This is a genomic window from Heyndrickxia coagulans DSM 1 = ATCC 7050, from assembly GCF_000290615.1.
Lineage (GTDB): Bacteria > Bacillota > Bacilli > Bacillales > Bacillaceae_C > Weizmannia > Weizmannia coagulans.
In genome coordinates this window covers 1-15,528 of record NZ_ALAS01000062.1, presented here as the reverse complement: position 1 = coordinate 15,528, position 15,528 = coordinate 1, and the positions used below count along the sequence as shown (strand labels likewise).

Below are 15,528 nucleotides of genomic sequence, written 5' to 3'. Positions count from 1 at the left end.
AAATGGGTTTATCGATTAGTGATGAAAAATTTAAAGGCAGGGTCGAAGAAGGCATCAACGATGATTTTATGCGCGGTGCCGTCCGAAGTGCCCAGGAACGGCTGCAAACCAACCGGCTGGCAGCGGCCAATGAACTCGGAAACTGGGAAGAATGGCGTTCGCTCGGCGAAGAAATCCGCCAGCATGTTTTAAACAATCTGGACTATTATCTATATCAATTAAGCGAAAATGTATCGAAACGCGGCGGCCATGTCTTCTTTGCCCAGACCGCTGAAGAAGCGAGCCGGTATATTAAAGAAGTCGTGCAGAAAAAAAACGCGAAAAAAGTGATTAAATCGAAATCGATGGTGACGGAAGAAATCGGCATGAACGAAGCCCTGATGGAAGCGGGCAGCACTGTTGTCGAATCCGACCTCGGCGAGTACATTTTACAGGTGGCCGGCGACCATCCTTCCCATATCGTCGCGCCGGCTTTGCACAAAAACAAAGATCAAATCCGCGACGTGTTCCGCGACCGCCTCGGCTATACCGGCACAGAAAAACCGGAGGAGCTGGCCGCGTTTGTACGTAAAGTTTTGCGCGAAGAATTTTTATCGGCGGAAATTGGGATTACCGGCTGTAACTTTGCCATTGCCGAAAGCGGATCGGTCGGCCTTGTCACAAATGAAGGGAATGCCGACATGGTCACAACCCTTCCGAAAACACAGATCGCTGTGATGGGGATGGAACGGCTTGTCCCGACTTACGAAGAGTTTGAAGTTTTGGTGAGCCTATTAACGAGGAGCGCGGTCGGTCAGCGGCTGACGAGTTATATTACAACCGTGACCGGCCCGAAAGAAGCAGGAGAAGTCGACGGGCCGGAAGAATTCCACCTCGTGATCGTCGACAACGGGCGTTCCGATATTCTCGGGACGGAATTCCAACAGGTGCTGCAGTGCATCCGCTGTGCAGCCTGCATCAATGTTTGCCCGGTTTACCGGAATATCGGCGGCCATTCGTACGGCTCCATTTACCCGGGACCGATCGGTGCGGTATTAAGCCCGCTTTTAGGCGGATACGACAAATACAAAGAACTCCCGTACGCCTCTTCGCTTTGCGGCGCCTGCACGGAAGCCTGCCCGGTGAAAATTCCGCTGCATGAGCTTTTGATCAAGCACCGCCAAGTGATCGCGGAAAAAGAAAAACGCTCGCCGGTAGCGGAACGGCTGCTGATGAAAGCATTCGGTGTCGGCGCTTCAAAACCCGGGCTTTACGGGGCAGGCGCAAAAATGGCTTCCAAAGTCGTACGCCCGTTTTTAAAAGACGATTTGATCCACAAAGGGCCTGGCCCGATGAAACCGTGGACGGATGTGCGCGATTTCCCTGCGCCGAACAAAGAACCTTTCCGCGACTGGTTTGAAAAGCGGGAAAAAGACAGGGGGCAGAAAAAATGAACGGAGCCATCCAAAACCGGGATGCATTTTTAAAAAATATTGCCGGCAGGCTCGGCCGCAAGCCGGTTGTATCCGGTGTTGCCCGCCCGGATTACAAGCACAAGCCGCAATATGATGTACTGCCAAATGCAAACCAGGAGGAACTGCTGGAAGTATTGCGCCAGCAGTCGCTCAGTGTCCATGTTGATTTTTTTGAAACGGATGCAAAAACTTTGCCCGGAAAATTAAACGAAGTCGTGGAACTGTACGGCGGCGGGCCTGTCTCGCTTTGGAATGACAGGCGGTTTGGGGAATTCGGTTTAACCCCGCTGATTGAGGAAGGCTGGCCGAAATTGGGAATTGAAACCCATGTCTGGGATCCCGAAATCGGCGAAAAAAATATCGCGCTGTGCGAGAAAGCGAATGTCGGGATTACGTTCAGTGATATCACACTGGCGGAATCCGGCACGGTGGTTTTATTCAGCAGCAAAGAACGCGGCCGGTCGGTCAGCCTGCTGCCGAAAACCTATATCGCGATTGTGCCGAAAAGCACGATTGTCCCGCGTATGACGCAGGCCGCCTTAAAGATCCGCGAAAAAATCAAAAACGGGGAAACCGTCCCGTCGTGCATCAATTTTATTACAGGCCCAAGCAACTCCGCTGACATTGAAATGAACTTGATCGTCGGCGTCCATGGGCCAGTTAAAGCAGCTTATATTGTCGTAAACGATCAATAACAAAACGTAAAAAAATAGATGGCCTGCTGAAACAGGCCATCTATTTTTTTGGATTTTATGCTGTTTTTTTCGCTCCCTGCTGCAGCTCACTGTGGCGGATACTGTATCCGAAGTAAATGACCATGCCGATTGCGAACCAGACAGCGAAACGGATCAAAGTTGCCGGCTGCAGGCTTGCGATCAGGATGGTGCAACAAATCGCGCCAAGGGCTGGCAGGACTGGCACAAGTGGCGCTTTAAACGGGCGTTCCAGATCCGGGCGTTTATATCGGAGCACGATGACTGCCACGCATACAATCACAAATGCAGCAAGCGTCCCAATATTGGTCATCTCAGCCACGATATTGATCGGCAGGAACCCGGCTGTGACCGCGGTTACGATCGCGACCAGAACGGTTGAAGTCGCCGGGGTTTTTCTCCTTTCACTGACTTTTGAAAAAATTTTAGGCAAAAGTCCATCACGCGACATGGCAAACAATACACGCGTCTGCCCGTATGCCATGACAACCAATACGGAAGTAATCCCGCAAATGGCCCCGACGGAAACCAGTGCCGCACCCCAGTGAATGCCGATTTGCTGCAATGCATAAGCAACTGGAGCAGAAGCAGCTTCCGGCCTGCCGAAAATGCTGAATTTGACAACGCCTGTCAAAATGGCGGAAACGATGATATACAACACGGTACAAATTAACAAGGAGAACAAAATTCCACGTGGCACGTCTTTTTGCGGGCGGCGCGTTTCTTCCGCAGCTGTCGACACAGCATCAAAACCGATGTAAGCAAAGAAAATAACCGCTGCGCCCGAAAGCACGCCTTTAAACCCGAACGGCATGAACGGATGCCAGTTGACCGGTTTTACATGCCCGACAGCAAGCACGATAAACAACAGGACAACGGCCACTTTAATGGCTACGATGATGCCGTTCAGGCGGGATGTCTGCTGGACCCCTGAATACAACAGCCAGGCAACCAAAGCGATGATGAGAATGGCCGGCAGGTTGACAATGCCGCCGTCCATCGGTGCAAGCGTCAGCGCTTTTGGCAGATGGACCCCGAGATTTCCGAGCAGGTTCACGGCGTATCCGGACCAGCCGATCGCAACGGTCGCAACCGCCAGGCCGTATTCCAAAATTAAATCCCAACCGATAATCCATGCCCAAAATTCACCCAGCGCCGCATACCCGTAAGTATAAGCACTTCCGGCAACCGGCACCATTGATGCAAATTCTGCATAACACAAGGCAGCAAATCCGCATGCGAGGCCCGACAGGATAAAGGAAATGACGAGTGCAGGGCCGGAATAGTTTGCTGCTGCCACACCTGTCAGCACGAAAATGCCTGTGCCGATAATGGCGCCGATCCCAAGCAAAGTGAGATCGAGTGCACCAAGCGCTTTTTTCAGCCCTTGCTTGCCCTGGGTCTCTTCTACAAGGTTTGCGATTGCTTTTGTCTGAAAGATGCTCATCTCTCATCCTCCCCAAAATTTTTGTATAATTGCATATCTCTATTATACTTTTCATTGAAAATTTATCAATATAGAAATATAACAAATTAATAAAAAATTTTGATTGTAAGAAATTGTAACCCTTATCACGCTTTTTCAGCCTGCCCGGATATATCCGTATTGGTTTGCCGGCAGCAAAAACTGTTGTATTTGCATCGTAATAGAACATGGCAGCGTAAAAACTTTGCATATGAAATAAAAGAACGTCCGCGAAGCTTTTTCGTGAAGGCCCCTGATACGTTTACCCGGGGCCGGGTAAGCATATCAATTCGCAATTTAACCCTGCGGCGGGCTTTTGCCACGGATCTTTTGCCTGCCAACGGTGGTTCAGCGCCAAAAACGGGCCTAAAATCTTTCTTGGAACAACCCGCAATCCTTCAAAATCGTGAGCCTGCTACGGAATATCCGATGGTCGCAATCCCGCTCTCGTATGGTATAATCAAACTATCAAGGAGGGGATTTTATGGCAGCCCAATTGACCATTACAGACCGCAAACACGTGATTCACGCGGATATAGAAAGGATGGCCGTTTTTTTGCAGGGCAAATTTGTCGAGGCAACCGGTGATGATGGCCGCCTGTGGTATGTGATTTTTTACAAGGACCATTATTTGAACGCGGTACCCGCCGCCAAAATGAAACGGCAGTCCGCAGTGGCGCAGGCTTTCCGTGACTGCATTGTGCTGGAGCCTCCCCATCCGCTGATTGATTTGCTTTTCCAGCCGGGTTGCTCTTTTAAAACCGTTCATTTTGCCCAGCTTACCGGCAAAATGGAGAAACTGTTCCCGCCACTTGAAGCCGCCTGGATTGCCACGTTTTTCGAATCGTTTGTCCCGAAACGGAAGCTCTTTGAATATATCCAGTCCATCTTTTACGAATACCGCCGCAACGGCCAGCTATTGCAGTGCGCGCGCATCCTCCGCATCTTAAAAGATTTTGCGCCGAAGCAAAGCTGGGTCAAGCAAATGTCCCGCGATTTAAATCTGATTAAGTACGACAAACTCTTTCAATCCTATTCACCCGAACTGATCCGGAAAGACCCCCTTTATGCCGAAAAACTTTTATATGAGAAAATGCCGGATACCGATGCTTTTGCAAAACTTTGCAGCCTGCTGCGGGCGCAAAACCGGTGGGCGGACGAAATCGCGTTAAGCCTTGAACAGATGGAGGCGGCGCCATCCGATGCCGGTTACAAAGCCCTTCTTGAGCGGCTGGAGGCGCTTTTTGAACAGGCGGAAAAAATGGCCATTTTGGAAAATCTTTATGCCCGCATCCGGCAGTTTGAACCGCTGCAGCAGGATTTACTGAAGTTTTATATTGAGACAAAACAACTGGAAAAAATGATCCCGATGATGCTTGAGGAACAGATTCAGCTTAGTGCGAAACAGGCGGAAAAAGTGGAAAATATGCTTGAATCATGGAGCCCGGATGGCCATACAGATGTGGAAACGCTGAACCGGCTTGCCCCACTTTTTTCCGGGCACCCGGCACAGGCAGAGAAATTTGCGGCAAAGTGCATTTCATATTTGTTACAGCACCGGGACACTTCCTATATAATGGAATGGCTGCTTCCGTTCAAGAAAGCAGCGGGGCATTTGCCGGCCATCCGCAAAGTGGAGCAAATGCACCAAATGGCGGACGATCCCGACAAGCAATCGCTGCTCGGAGAATTGTATTTTGAATTTGGGCAATACGACAAGGCGCTTGACTGTTTCAGCTGGGAAATGGAGTTGCGGGAAAACGACCCAACCCCGGTCAAATGGTTGTCAAAAATTTATCACGAACTCGGCATGCAGGCGGAATCGAATGCATACCGGAATTTGTATATTGATATGGAAAAGCGAAGAGCGTAAGGCGAAAGTGGGGCCAGACCCTGCTTTTTTTATGGCCAAGAACGCGGGTCGCCCAAATGGCTGCGATGAAGGATATTTCCGGGGGTGAGCGGGGTCCCTTTTGTCTTTCATAACCACGATGAAGGACATTTCTATTGGCGGGCGGGTCCCTTTTGTCCTTCATGCCCGCTATGAAGGACATTTCCGCGGGCTACCGTCTCTTTTTTGTCTTTCATTCAATTGATGAAAGACATTTGGACACTCGAACGATCCCCTTTTGTCTTTCATAACTTTGATGAAGGACATTTCTGCCGTCGGGCGGGGCCCTTTTGTCCTTCATGCCCGCGATGAAGGACATTTCCGAGGGCTGACGTCTCTCTTTTGTCTTTCATTCAATTGATGAAAGACATTTGGACCCTCGATCGCTTCTCTTTTGTCTTTCATAATCTCGATGAAGGACATTTCTATTGGCGGGCGGGTCCCTTTTGTCTTTCATGCCCACTTTGAAAGACATTTCTGGGGGCGGGCAGGGAACACTTTTGTCTTCATACCTGTGATGATCATGTTCGGGATGCTCCTTTTGGTTTTTTGGAGAGCTCCAAAAGGACATTTTGGGGGCTAACCGGGTTCCTTTTGTCCTTTTGAACTCTCCAAAAAGACATTTCGAACACTACCCAAGCCACTTTTGTCCTTTTGAACCCTCCAAAAAGACATTTTGAACACCAACCAGGCCACTTTTGTCTTTTTGAAACCTCCAAAAGGACATTTCAATCGCTGCCCGGATTCCTTTTGTCCTTTTGAACTCTCAAAAAAGACATTTCGAACACTACCCAAGCCGCTTTTGGCCTTTTGAAGCACCAAAAGGACATTTTGAACACCAACCAGGCCGCTTTTGTCCTTTTGAAGCCTTCAAAAGGACATTTCGATCGCTGCCCGGGGTCCTTTTGTCTTTTTGAAGCCTCCAAAAGGACATTTCGATCACTGACCAAGCTGCTTTTGTCCCTTTGAGCCCTCCAAAAGGACATTTCGATCACTGACCGGGGTCCTTTTGTCTTTTTGAAGCCTTCAAAAGGACATTTCGATCACCAACCAGGCCACTTTTGTCTTTTTGAAGCCTCCAAAAGGACATTTCGATCGCTGCCCGGGCCGTTATTGTCTTTTTGAAACCTCCAAAAGGACATTTTGACCACTACCCGGGTTCCTTTTGTCTTTTTGAGGCCTTCAAAAGGACATTTCGAACACTACCCAAGCCGCTTTTGGCCTTTTGAAACCTCCAAAAAATATCTCAATCACCACCCGAGTGATGTCCGTGCCCGCTGGAAAAGACATTCAGCCGGTTATTTTCGCCCGTGATCAACTTGAAAGCCGCCCCGCGGATTCGGGACGGCTTTCGTTATTTGGTATGCATTTTAAATTCCAAAAACAGCTCATTATAGCGGGCGAGTTTTTTCTTGCCAAGATTTTTATATACTTCGAGTTTCTTTGTAAGTGCAGCGTCCGGATAAAAACGGCGGTCGCCGGAAATCGATTTTGGCAAAAGCTGCAAAGCCGCTTGGTTCGGCGTTGAATAACCGACGTACTCGGCGTTTTGCGCGGCATTTTTCGGATCGAGCATAAAATTGATAAACTTCAGGGCGCCATCTACGTTTTTCGCTGTTTTCGGGATAACCATGTTGTCGAACCAGAGATTGGAGCCTTCGCTCGGCACAACATAGTTCAGCTTTTTATTCTCCGACATGATTTCAGCCGCATCTCCCGACCAGACAACCCCGAGCGAAGCTTCTCCATTGGCCAGCAGCATCTTGATTTCATCACCGACGATCGCTTTCACATTCGGCATCAGCCGGTCAAGTTTTGCTTTTGCCTGCTGCAAATGTTTTTCATTCGTGTCATTCAACGAGTAATGCAGGCTGTTGAGCCCCATCCCCATCACCTCGCGGGCGCCGTCCACAAGCAGAATCTGATTTTTCAAATCGGGATCCCACAGGTCATCCCAGCTTGTAATTTTTTTGCCGCCGAGCATGCTTGAATTGTATACAATCCCGACTGTCCCCCAGAAATAAGGCACCGAGTATTTATTTCCCGGGTCAAACGGCAAATCCATAAAGCGCGGGTCGATATATTTCAAGTTCGGCAACTTCGAATGATCAAGCGGAATCAGCAAGTTCTCCTTTTTCATCTTTTCGATCATATATTCGGACGGAACCGCAACATCAAACGTTGTGCCGCCCTGGGAGATTTTCGTCATCATGGCTTCGTTCGAATCGAAAGTCTGATAAATGACTTTGATGCCGGTCTGCTTTTCAAATTTCTTAATCAAGGCGGGGTCGATATAATCCCCCCAGTTGTAAATCGTAAGCGTATTGCCGCCTGCGTAGCCTTCCGTTTGGTTCATGCGCCCGGCGAGAAACTGCAGGGCAAGGGCAACCACGAGTATCGCAATGAAAACACGCAACAACTGTTTCATCTTTTAACCCCCATTCCGTTCGTGCGGGCCTGGCGCTGGTTAATAAGGTAGTACCCGATCACAAGGATAATGGAGAAGAAAAAGAGCAGCGTTGACAGCGCGTTAATCGTGAGTGAAATCCCCTGGCGCGCCCGTGAATAAATTTCAACGGAAAGCGTGGAATAGCCGTTCCCGGTGACAAAAAAGGTGACGGCGAAATCATCGAGCGAATACGTGAGCGCCATGAAAAAACCGGCAAAAATACCGGGCGTAATATACGGGAGAATCACTTTTGACAACACATCCCACTGGCTCGCCCCGAGGTCGCGCGCCGCATCCATCAAAGTCGGGCTCATTTCCTGCAGTTTCGGCAGCACCATCAACACAACAATCGGAATGCAAAAAGCGATGTGCGAAACGAGAACAGACGTAAAGCCGAGCTTGATTCCTGCAATCGTAAATAAAATCAGAAACGAAGCGCCGATAATGACGTCCGGGCTTACGATCAGCACATTATTGAGCGAAAGCAGCGCATTTTTCGTTCTTCTTCTTTTCACAAACCGGATCGCGAGCGCCCCCATCACACCGATCACCGTTGAAATCGCGGATGCGAGAAGCGCAATCACAAGCGTGTTGATGACAATGATCACAAGGCGCGTGTCCTGGAACACTTCCTTGTACCATTCCCATGTAAAACCGGTAAATTCATGCATGTTCCCTGCTTTGTTGAACGAATAATACATTAAATAAAAGATCGGCGCGTAAAGGACGATAAATACAAATATCAGATACAAGTTTGACCATTTCCATCTTTTTCTCAACTTCATCCCTCACTTCCGGTTGCCGGTCACAATCATAATGACGACCATGGCAATGATTAAAAAGACGGCGATCGTGGACCCCATCCCCCAATCCTGTGTGACAAGGAAATGCTCTTCAATTGCCGTACCGAGCGTAATGACACGGTTTCCCGCAATCAGGCGCGTAATCATAAAGAGTGACAGAGACGGAATAAAGACCGCCTGGCACCCCGATTTTACGCCGTCCATCGTGAGCGGAAACACAACGCGGCGGAACGTGGTCCATTTCGAGGCGCCAAGATCGCGTGCCGCATCCATAAAGACCGGGTTCAGTTCTTCAAGCGCGTTATAAATCGGCAAAATCATAAACGGGATAAAAATATAAGTGGACACAAACAAAAAGCTGAAGTCTGTAAATAAAATCTGCTTTTGCCCAATGCCAATCCATTCAAGAAACGAGTTGGCCGGGCCGAATGTGCCGAAAATCCCGAGAAACGCATACGCTTTTAACAACAAATTGATCCATGTCGGCAAAATGATTAATAAGAGCCAGAGCTGCTTATGCCGCGATTTTGTCAAAAGATAGGCGGTCGGATACGAAATTAAAAGCGTAAACGCCGTAATCAAAAATGCATACCAAAAAGAGCTCAGCGCCATTTTCAAATAAACGGGCGTAAAAAATTTTTCATAGTTGACAAGCGACAAATGCCCTTCAATATCAAAAAAAGAATAATAGAGAATGAGCAAAATCGGTGCGACTACAAAAAGAAGGATCCACAGCAAATACGGAACGAGATAAAAAGCGCGTGCATTCACTTTCATGGCCGGACCTCATCGTACGCTTCCAAGCGCCGGTCGAATTCCTCTTCCGTTTCGCCGAATCTCATCACGTGGATCGCTTCCGGTTCAAAATAAAGGCCGATCGTATCCCCGACTTTTGCTTTTTTTGTCGAGTGGACAAGCCATTCATTTCCCTCTTCATCGTAGCAGCAAATTTCATAATGGACGCCGCGGAACAGCTGGGTATCCACCCGCACTTTCAAATTTCCTTTTTCCGGCGTCGTGATCTCCAGGTCTTCCGGGCGGATGACAATTTCAACCGGCTCGTTCGGGTTAAGGCCGCGGTCTACGCATTCAAACGCACGGCCGTTAAATTCCACAAGATAATCGCGGATCATTTTCCCCGGAAGGATATTGGACTCGCCGATAAAGTCCGCCACAAAGCGGTTGATCGGTTCATCATAAATATCGGTCGGCGTCCCGCTCTGCTGAATTTTCCCGTTATTGATGACAAAAATTTCATCGCTCATCGCAAGTGCTTCTTCCTGGTCGTGCGTGACAAAAATAAACGTAATGCCAAGGCGGCGCTGCAGTTCGCGCAGTTCATACTGCATCTCTGTCCTCAGCTTCAAATCCAAAGCGGAAAGCGGTTCGTCCAGCAAAATCACTTCCGGTTCATTGACAATCGCGCGCGCAATCGCGACCCGTTGCCGCTGCCCGCCTGACATTTCGCTGATTTCCCGGTTTTCATAGCCTTCCAGGTTCACAAACTTCAAGGCTTCTTTTACTTTTTGGTCAATCACAGCCGCCTTCATTTTTTTAATGCGCAGCCCGAACGCGACGTTTTCATACACATTTAAATGCGGAAACAGCGCATAATCCTGGAAAACGGTATTGACCTGGCGCCGGTTGGCCGGAACGTCATTCACGATTTTTCCGTTGATGTAAATATTTCCTTTTGTCGGCGCAATAAATCCTGCAATCAGGCGCAAAATGGTTGTTTTCCCGCAACCCGACGGCCCGAGCAGGGTGTAGAATTTTCCGCGTTCAATTTCAAAACTGACGTCATCCAAAATAGCAGGATCATCGTCGTATTGTTTCGTGACATGGTCAAAACGAATGATGATATCGCTGTTCATTGCTGTCCTCCTCTTCTTTCCGCATGCAGCCTACAGATACGATTCCGTGGCAACGAGCACAAGCCTGGACCGGCCTTCCGCGTCATTCAGTATCTGATGCTCATCGGATGCATGATAATAAATGGCTTCTCCGGCTTTCGCACGGTACAGGCGTTTGCCAAGCCGCACCGCAATCCGGCCTTCTAATACATAGGCAAAGGTTTCCGATAAAGAAGGTTCAAAGGTTTTAAACTCCCCTTTTTCCTCAAGCGTGAGCAGGATCGGTTCCATTTCCTTTTCATTCGACTCCGGGACGAGCCACTGGATTTTATACCCGCGCTCTTCATCGAGATAATCGGTCTGGTCTTCTTCCCCGTATACCACTTTTTGTTCACGCTCTTCTTCATCAAAAAATTCTTTTGGCGTGCAGCCGAGCACTTCCAATATATTAAAAAACGTGTCAATCGAGGGGGAGCTTAAATCCCGCTCAAGCTGGGAAATGTAGCCTTTGCTTAAATCCGTGCGCTCTCCAAGTTCCTCCTGGGTGAGTCCTTTTTTCAACCTTAAGTTTTTAATCTTTTTCCCAATTTCCATCATAAGCCCTTCCCATTTGTTTAGCATTTGTAAACTCAAAGGCAAGGAAGTTCTGTTTTATTAAACTTTAAGTTTACTTTCATTTGTATTATATAAAAAAGCAGGCAGATGTAAAGGCCTTTTTGAAAAAAAACACGAATCAGGCTGTCATCCTGCCTGTTTGTACACGCGGAAAAGCGGTAGCCCCTCCTTTTCAGCCAACGAACCATTCCAATCAGGCGTTTGCAGTTTTCGCACGGAGAGGCAGATGTTTGCCAAAAAGCCTGTATATAAAATGGACAAAATATTGCCGCGCTGTTGCCCGCTGCAAAAAGTCAATCATGCAAATTAGTGCCGGGCTTGATGTAAAAACTTAAGCCCATTTTATATCCCATATATTTTTGCCACCCCGTTCTGCTTCCTTTTCTATTGATTTTCCCTAAAAAATAACTATAATAATATGTAAATCAAATGGAATAAAAAATCCTCATCAAATCCGGTGAGGTAGAGGTCGCAGCTTTTATGAGTAAATCGGACGAGACACGGGTAAAGTTTAAGACTCCGGTTGAAAGGAAAAGCTGCCGAAACGTGGTGCCGGATCCCGCGGTGCCATGTTGGGGCTGTTTCCGAACAGGAACAGAACTGTCACATATGCGATTCCCCCCCGCATATGTGTTGAGCTATCTTCGGAAGGTTGATGGAGGGTATACGCTTTGATGCCGCGTCTCCACGACTGCGGCATTTTTGTTTATTCCCTGCTCCTTCCTATATAAAAAGGAGTGAATCAAGGATGGATGACTTCTATCATGGGCAAAGCACTGCAGCCGGAGCGGTTCCCGTTGCAAAAAAGGGTGAATTGACGAAGCTGAAGCGGAAATTAAAATCCCGCCACCTGACCATGATTTCCCTCGGTGGATCAATCGGAACCGGGCTTTTTCTGGCAAGCGGCGGGGCAATCCACAGCGCGGGGCCTGGCGGTGCGCTTCTCGCTTATGCATTAATCGGCGTCATGGTGTACTTTTTAATGACAAGCCTTGCAGAAATGGCCGCCTACATGCCGGTTGCAGGCACCTTCAGCACGTACGCAACAAAATTTGTTGATCCGGCACTTGGATTTGCGCTTGGCTGGAACTATTGGTACAACTGGGCGATCACGATCGCAGCCGAATTATCAGCAGCAACCATTATCATGAAATTCTGGTTCCCGCACATGCCTTCGATCGTGTGGAGTGCGGCTTGCCTTCTCATCATGTTCTTATTAAATTATTTATCTGTAAAAGGGTTCGGGGAAGCTGAATACTGGTTTGCAATCATTAAAGTCGTAACCGTCATTGCCTTTATCATTGTCGGCGCACTGATGATTTTCGGGATTATGGGCGGAAAAACAATCGGCTTTTCTAACTTTACGATTGCAGACGGCCCAGTCCACGGCGGATTCCTGGCCGTGCTCGGGGTTTTTATGGCAGCCGGGTTTTCATTCCAGGGAACAGAACTGCTCGGGGTTGCGGCCGGTGAAAGCGAAGATCCGGAAAAGACCATTCCGCGTGCTGTGAAATCTGTATTTTGGAGAATCTTGCTTTTCTATATTCTGGCGATTTTTGTCATCGGCCTGTTGATTCCGTTCACGGATTCGAGATTAACCGCCGATGACATTACGATGAGCCCGTTCACAATTGTATTTCAGCGTGCCGGCATTGCTTTTGCGGCTTCTGTCATGAATGCGATTATTTTAACGGCTGTTCTTTCTGCCGGCAACTCGGGCATGTACGCGTCAACGCGGATGCTCTGGGAACTTGCGCGCGACGGCAAAGCGCCGAAATTCCTCGGGAAACTGGATAAACGCGGGGTGCCGGTGAATGCACTGATTGTCACTGCGCTTGTCGGAACGGTTGCTTTCCTTGCGTCTTTCTTCGGCGACGGGGCAGTGTACAACTGGCTCCTGAACGCATCCGGCTTATCCGGCTTTATCGCCTGGCTCGGCATTGCCATCAGCCATTACCGATTCCGCCGTGCATATGTAGCACAAGGCAAAGCTTTGAGCGACCTGCCTTACCGTTCAAAATGGTTCCCATTCGGCCCGCTATTTGCGTTTGCCGTTTGTACGGTCGTCATTCTCGGGCAAAACTACCAGGCATTTTTGGGAGACCATATTAAGTGGGGAAGCGTATTTGTCTCGTATATCGGCCTCCCCATCTTTATTGCCGTATGGCTCATTTATAAATGTGTGAAAAAGACAAAAGTCGTTTCTTTACGGGAATGCGATTTTAACCGGGAACCATAACGGAAAAACCTGCGGTGGATGCCGCGGGTTTTTACTTTTATCAGAAACTTACACTTTACATAAATTATATGAAATTTACCTTTATTTCTATTTATGAAAACGTTTCCCTTACCTAGAAAAAAATTCTTTTTAAATATTTTCCCAGCACAAAATCCTTTATTTCACGCGGGTTTCAGGGCTTAAACAATAGCGCACACAAATTTGCCAAAAAATTAATCTTTATTTTTTTCTCATTTTACGTTAATATTTTATCTATCGCATTTATTCCCCGAAAAAACCAGCACTTATTTTTCAGTTAATTTTACAAATTGTGCCAATATGTGATGTTTACAAGGAGGCAATGGCATGTCAACAATCGACAAGAAAAAAGTTCTGGAAACTGTTCCACAGACCGGATTTTTCGGTCATCCAAAAGGATTGTCGACTTTATTTTTCTTAGAGTTTTGGGAGAGATTCTCCTACTATGGGATGAAAGGGATTCTGATTTACTACATGTATGACCGCCTGTCAAACGGCGGGTTGGGATTGGATCCGACAACAGCCGCATCGATTGCTTCGATTTACGGCGCGCTTGTTTACATGTCGGGGATTATCGGCGGCTGGATTGCAGACCGCCTGCTTGGCTCCGCCAGAACCGTTTTTTACGGCGGGGTGCTGATTATGCTCGGGCATATTGCGTTGTCCTTTCCGGGAGGGTTCCCGGCGCTGATCGTTTCTATGGTGCTGATTGTGCTTGGGACAGGCTTGTTAAAACCAAATGCCGCTTCAACCGTCGGGGAATTGTATGATGAAAAAGACCTGCGCCGCGACTCCGGTTTCAGCATTTACTACATGGCGGTTAACCTCGGTGCCTTCCTTGCGCCGATCATTGTCGGGACTATCGGCCAGGGGTACAATTACCATCTCGGCTTCAGCATTGCAGCCATCGGAATGTTTTTCGGTTTGATCTCATTCGTGATGTCCAGAAAGAAAAATCTCGGGCTTGCCGGCTCTGTCGTGCACAACCCGCTGACGCCGGAAGAAAGAAGATCGACTTTTATAAAAATCGGCGCAGGGGCTGTCATTCTGATTATTTTGCTGGCGATTACCATTCCGGCACGGATTTTAAATCTGAACAGCTTTATTACCATCGTCAGCATTTTAGGATTTTTAATTCCTGCCTGGTACTTCATTATGATGTACTTCAGCAAGAAAACATCGAAAGACGAACGCTCACGCATTTTGGCTTATATTCCTTTATTTATTGCTTCTATCGTCTTCTGGGCGATTGAAGAACAAGGCGCGAGCCTGCTCGCTGTCTATGCGGACAAGCGGACACAGCTGAATTTTGCCGGCATCCATATTTTGCCGTCCTGGTTCCAGACACTTAACCCGCTGTTTATCGTCGTCTTTGCGCCGGTTCTGGCTTCGCTTTGGGTGAAGCTGGGAGACAGGCAGCCGTCCACACCGGTTAAATTTTCTTTCGGGCTCATCCTTGCCGGTTTTTCCTATATTGTCATGATGGTGCCGGCTTACCTTAACGGCTCTTCGTCGCTTGTGAGCCCGCTCTGGCTTGTATTGAGCTACTTCCTTGTCGTGATCGGGGAACTTTGCTTGTCACCGGTTGGTTTGAGCGTATCGACGAAGCTGGCGCCAGCTGCATTTTCGGCGCAAATGCTCAGTCTCTGGAACTTGTCTGATGCTGCGGCCCAAACGTTGAATGCCCAGCTTGTCAAACTGTACAGCGCCGACCATGAAGTGATCTACTTCGGCGGCGTCGGCCTTGTTTCGGTCATTTTGGGCATATTCCTGCTTCTCTATGCACCGGTCATCAAACGGCTGATGAGAGGGATAAAATAATAGATGAAGTGATGAAAAACACCAGAAAAACCCGCTTGGAAATCCCTTTCCAAACGGGTTTTTCTGGTTAAATGCTTTTCTTCTTTCGTGTCAGGCCGTAAGCGATGACAAGCAGGAAAAGGTGGACCCCATCGTCAAGACACAAATTTAAAATTTTTAAGGTGGGTCAGAATCTGAAAAACAGATACTGACTAATAGAGCGTGAGG

At 48.2% G+C, this 15,528-nt stretch carries 11 protein-coding genes and 1 riboswitch; of the genes, 5 read left to right on the top strand and 6 right to left on the bottom strand.

All coding sequences use genetic code 11. The annotated features are described in order from the left end of the window. The first annotated feature begins 2 nt into the window (after positions 1-2). On the top strand, positions 3-1,433 hold the full coding sequence (locus tag IC21_RS02505) for a LutB/LldF family L-lactate oxidation iron-sulfur protein (RefSeq protein WP_029142178.1): 1,431 nt from the start codon (positions 3-5) through the stop codon (positions 1,431-1,433). Beyond that, positions 1,430-2,149: a LutC/YkgG family protein gene (locus IC21_RS02500; protein WP_029142179.1), complete on the top strand. Its 720-nt coding sequence runs from the start codon at positions 1,430-1,432 to the stop codon at positions 2,147-2,149. The genes IC21_RS02505 and IC21_RS02500 overlap by 4 nt, the downstream gene beginning before the upstream one ends. Positions 2,150-2,204: 55 nt before the next feature. On the opposite strand, the gene bcaP is transcribed toward IC21_RS02500, so the two are convergent. Then, positions 2,205-3,614, bottom strand: coding sequence for a branched-chain amino acid transporter BcaP (gene bcaP, locus IC21_RS02495; protein WP_019720533.1), 1,410 nt, complete (start codon positions 3,612-3,614; stop codon positions 2,205-2,207). A gap of 502 nt (positions 3,615-4,116) precedes the next feature. On the opposite strand from bcaP, the gene IC21_RS02490 reads away from it, so the two are divergent. Beyond that, a complete protein-coding gene (locus IC21_RS02490; RefSeq protein ID WP_029142180.1) occupies positions 4,117-5,505 on the top strand; it encodes a hypothetical protein in 1,389 nt (462 codons plus the stop codon). A gap of 1,372 nt (positions 5,506-6,877) precedes the next feature. On the opposite strand, the gene IC21_RS02475 is transcribed toward IC21_RS02490, so the two are convergent. Genes IC21_RS02475 through IC21_RS02455 form a run of 5 tightly spaced genes read right to left on the bottom strand, consistent with a single transcriptional unit; the run spans position 6,878 to position 11,222 of the window. Then, on the bottom strand, positions 6,878-7,951 hold the full coding sequence (locus IC21_RS02475) for an ABC transporter substrate-binding protein (RefSeq protein WP_019720134.1): 1,074 nt from the start codon (positions 7,949-7,951) through the stop codon (positions 6,878-6,880). Beyond that, a complete protein-coding gene (locus tag IC21_RS02470) occupies positions 7,948-8,757 on the bottom strand; it encodes an ABC transporter permease (protein ID WP_017553711.1) in 810 nt (269 codons plus the stop codon). The genes IC21_RS02475 and IC21_RS02470 overlap by 4 nt, the downstream gene beginning before the upstream one ends. A 3-nt stretch (positions 8,758-8,760) precedes the next feature. After that, positions 8,761-9,552: an ABC transporter permease gene (locus IC21_RS02465; RefSeq protein WP_019720133.1), complete on the bottom strand. Its 792-nt coding sequence runs from the start codon at positions 9,550-9,552 to the stop codon at positions 8,761-8,763. After that, the gene (locus IC21_RS02460; RefSeq protein ID WP_017553709.1) at positions 9,549-10,649 is read right to left on the bottom strand and encodes an ABC transporter ATP-binding protein; all 1,101 of its coding nucleotides are present in this window, start codon (positions 10,647-10,649) and stop codon (positions 9,549-9,551) included. Before IC21_RS02460 ends, IC21_RS02465 begins: the two co-directional genes overlap by 4 nt. A gap of 30 nt (positions 10,650-10,679) precedes the next feature. Then, positions 10,680-11,222 (bottom strand): helix-turn-helix domain-containing protein, encoded by a 543-nt coding sequence (locus IC21_RS02455; protein WP_026684611.1) that lies wholly within the window; start codon positions 11,220-11,222, stop codon positions 10,680-10,682. Between the two features lie 476 nt (positions 11,223-11,698). After that, positions 11,699-11,892: riboswitch (Lysine riboswitch) on the top strand. 99 nt (positions 11,893-11,991) lie between these two features. Between IC21_RS02455 and IC21_RS02445 the strand changes: the two genes are divergently transcribed. Beyond that, positions 11,992-13,482, top strand: a complete 1,491-nt coding sequence (locus IC21_RS02445; RefSeq protein ID WP_029142182.1) for an amino acid permease — start codon at positions 11,992-11,994, stop codon at positions 13,480-13,482. A gap of 345 nt (positions 13,483-13,827) precedes the next feature. Beyond that, positions 13,828-15,321, top strand: a complete 1,494-nt coding sequence (locus IC21_RS02440) for a peptide MFS transporter (protein ID WP_029142183.1) — start codon at positions 13,828-13,830, stop codon at positions 15,319-15,321. The last annotated feature ends 207 nt before the right edge of the window (positions 15,322-15,528 follow it).

Excerpts from the sequence above, each read along its gene's own strand:
- IC21_RS02475 (WP_019720134.1), bottom strand. The coding sequence starts at position 7,951 with ATGAAACAGTTGTTGCGTGTTTTCATTGCGATACTCGTGGTTGCCCTT.
- IC21_RS02455 (WP_026684611.1), bottom strand. The coding sequence starts at position 11,222 with ATGGAAATTGGGAAAAAGATTAAAAACTTAAGGTTGAAAAAAGGACTC.
- IC21_RS02440 (WP_029142183.1), top strand. The coding sequence starts at position 13,828 with ATGTCAACAATCGACAAGAAAAAAGTTCTGGAAACTGTTCCACAGACC.
- IC21_RS02490 (WP_029142180.1), top strand. The coding sequence starts at position 4,117 with ATGGCAGCCCAATTGACCATTACAGACCGCAAACACGTGATTCACGCG.
- bcaP (WP_019720533.1), bottom strand. The coding sequence starts at position 3,614 with ATGAGCATCTTTCAGACAAAAGCAATCGCAAACCTTGTAGAAGAGACC.
- IC21_RS02505 (WP_029142178.1), top strand. The coding sequence starts at position 3 with ATGGGTTTATCGATTAGTGATGAAAAATTTAAAGGCAGGGTCGAAGAA.
- IC21_RS02470 (WP_017553711.1), bottom strand. The coding sequence starts at position 8,757 with ATGAAGTTGAGAAAAAGATGGAAATGGTCAAACTTGTATCTGATATTT.
- IC21_RS02460 (WP_017553709.1), bottom strand. The coding sequence starts at position 10,649 with ATGAACAGCGATATCATCATTCGTTTTGACCATGTCACGAAACAATAC.
- IC21_RS02500 (WP_029142179.1), top strand. The coding sequence starts at position 1,430 with ATGAACGGAGCCATCCAAAACCGGGATGCATTTTTAAAAAATATTGCC.
- IC21_RS02445 (WP_029142182.1), top strand. The coding sequence starts at position 11,992 with ATGGATGACTTCTATCATGGGCAAAGCACTGCAGCCGGAGCGGTTCCC.
- IC21_RS02465 (WP_019720133.1), bottom strand. The coding sequence starts at position 9,552 with ATGAAAGTGAATGCACGCGCTTTTTATCTCGTTCCGTATTTGCTGTGG.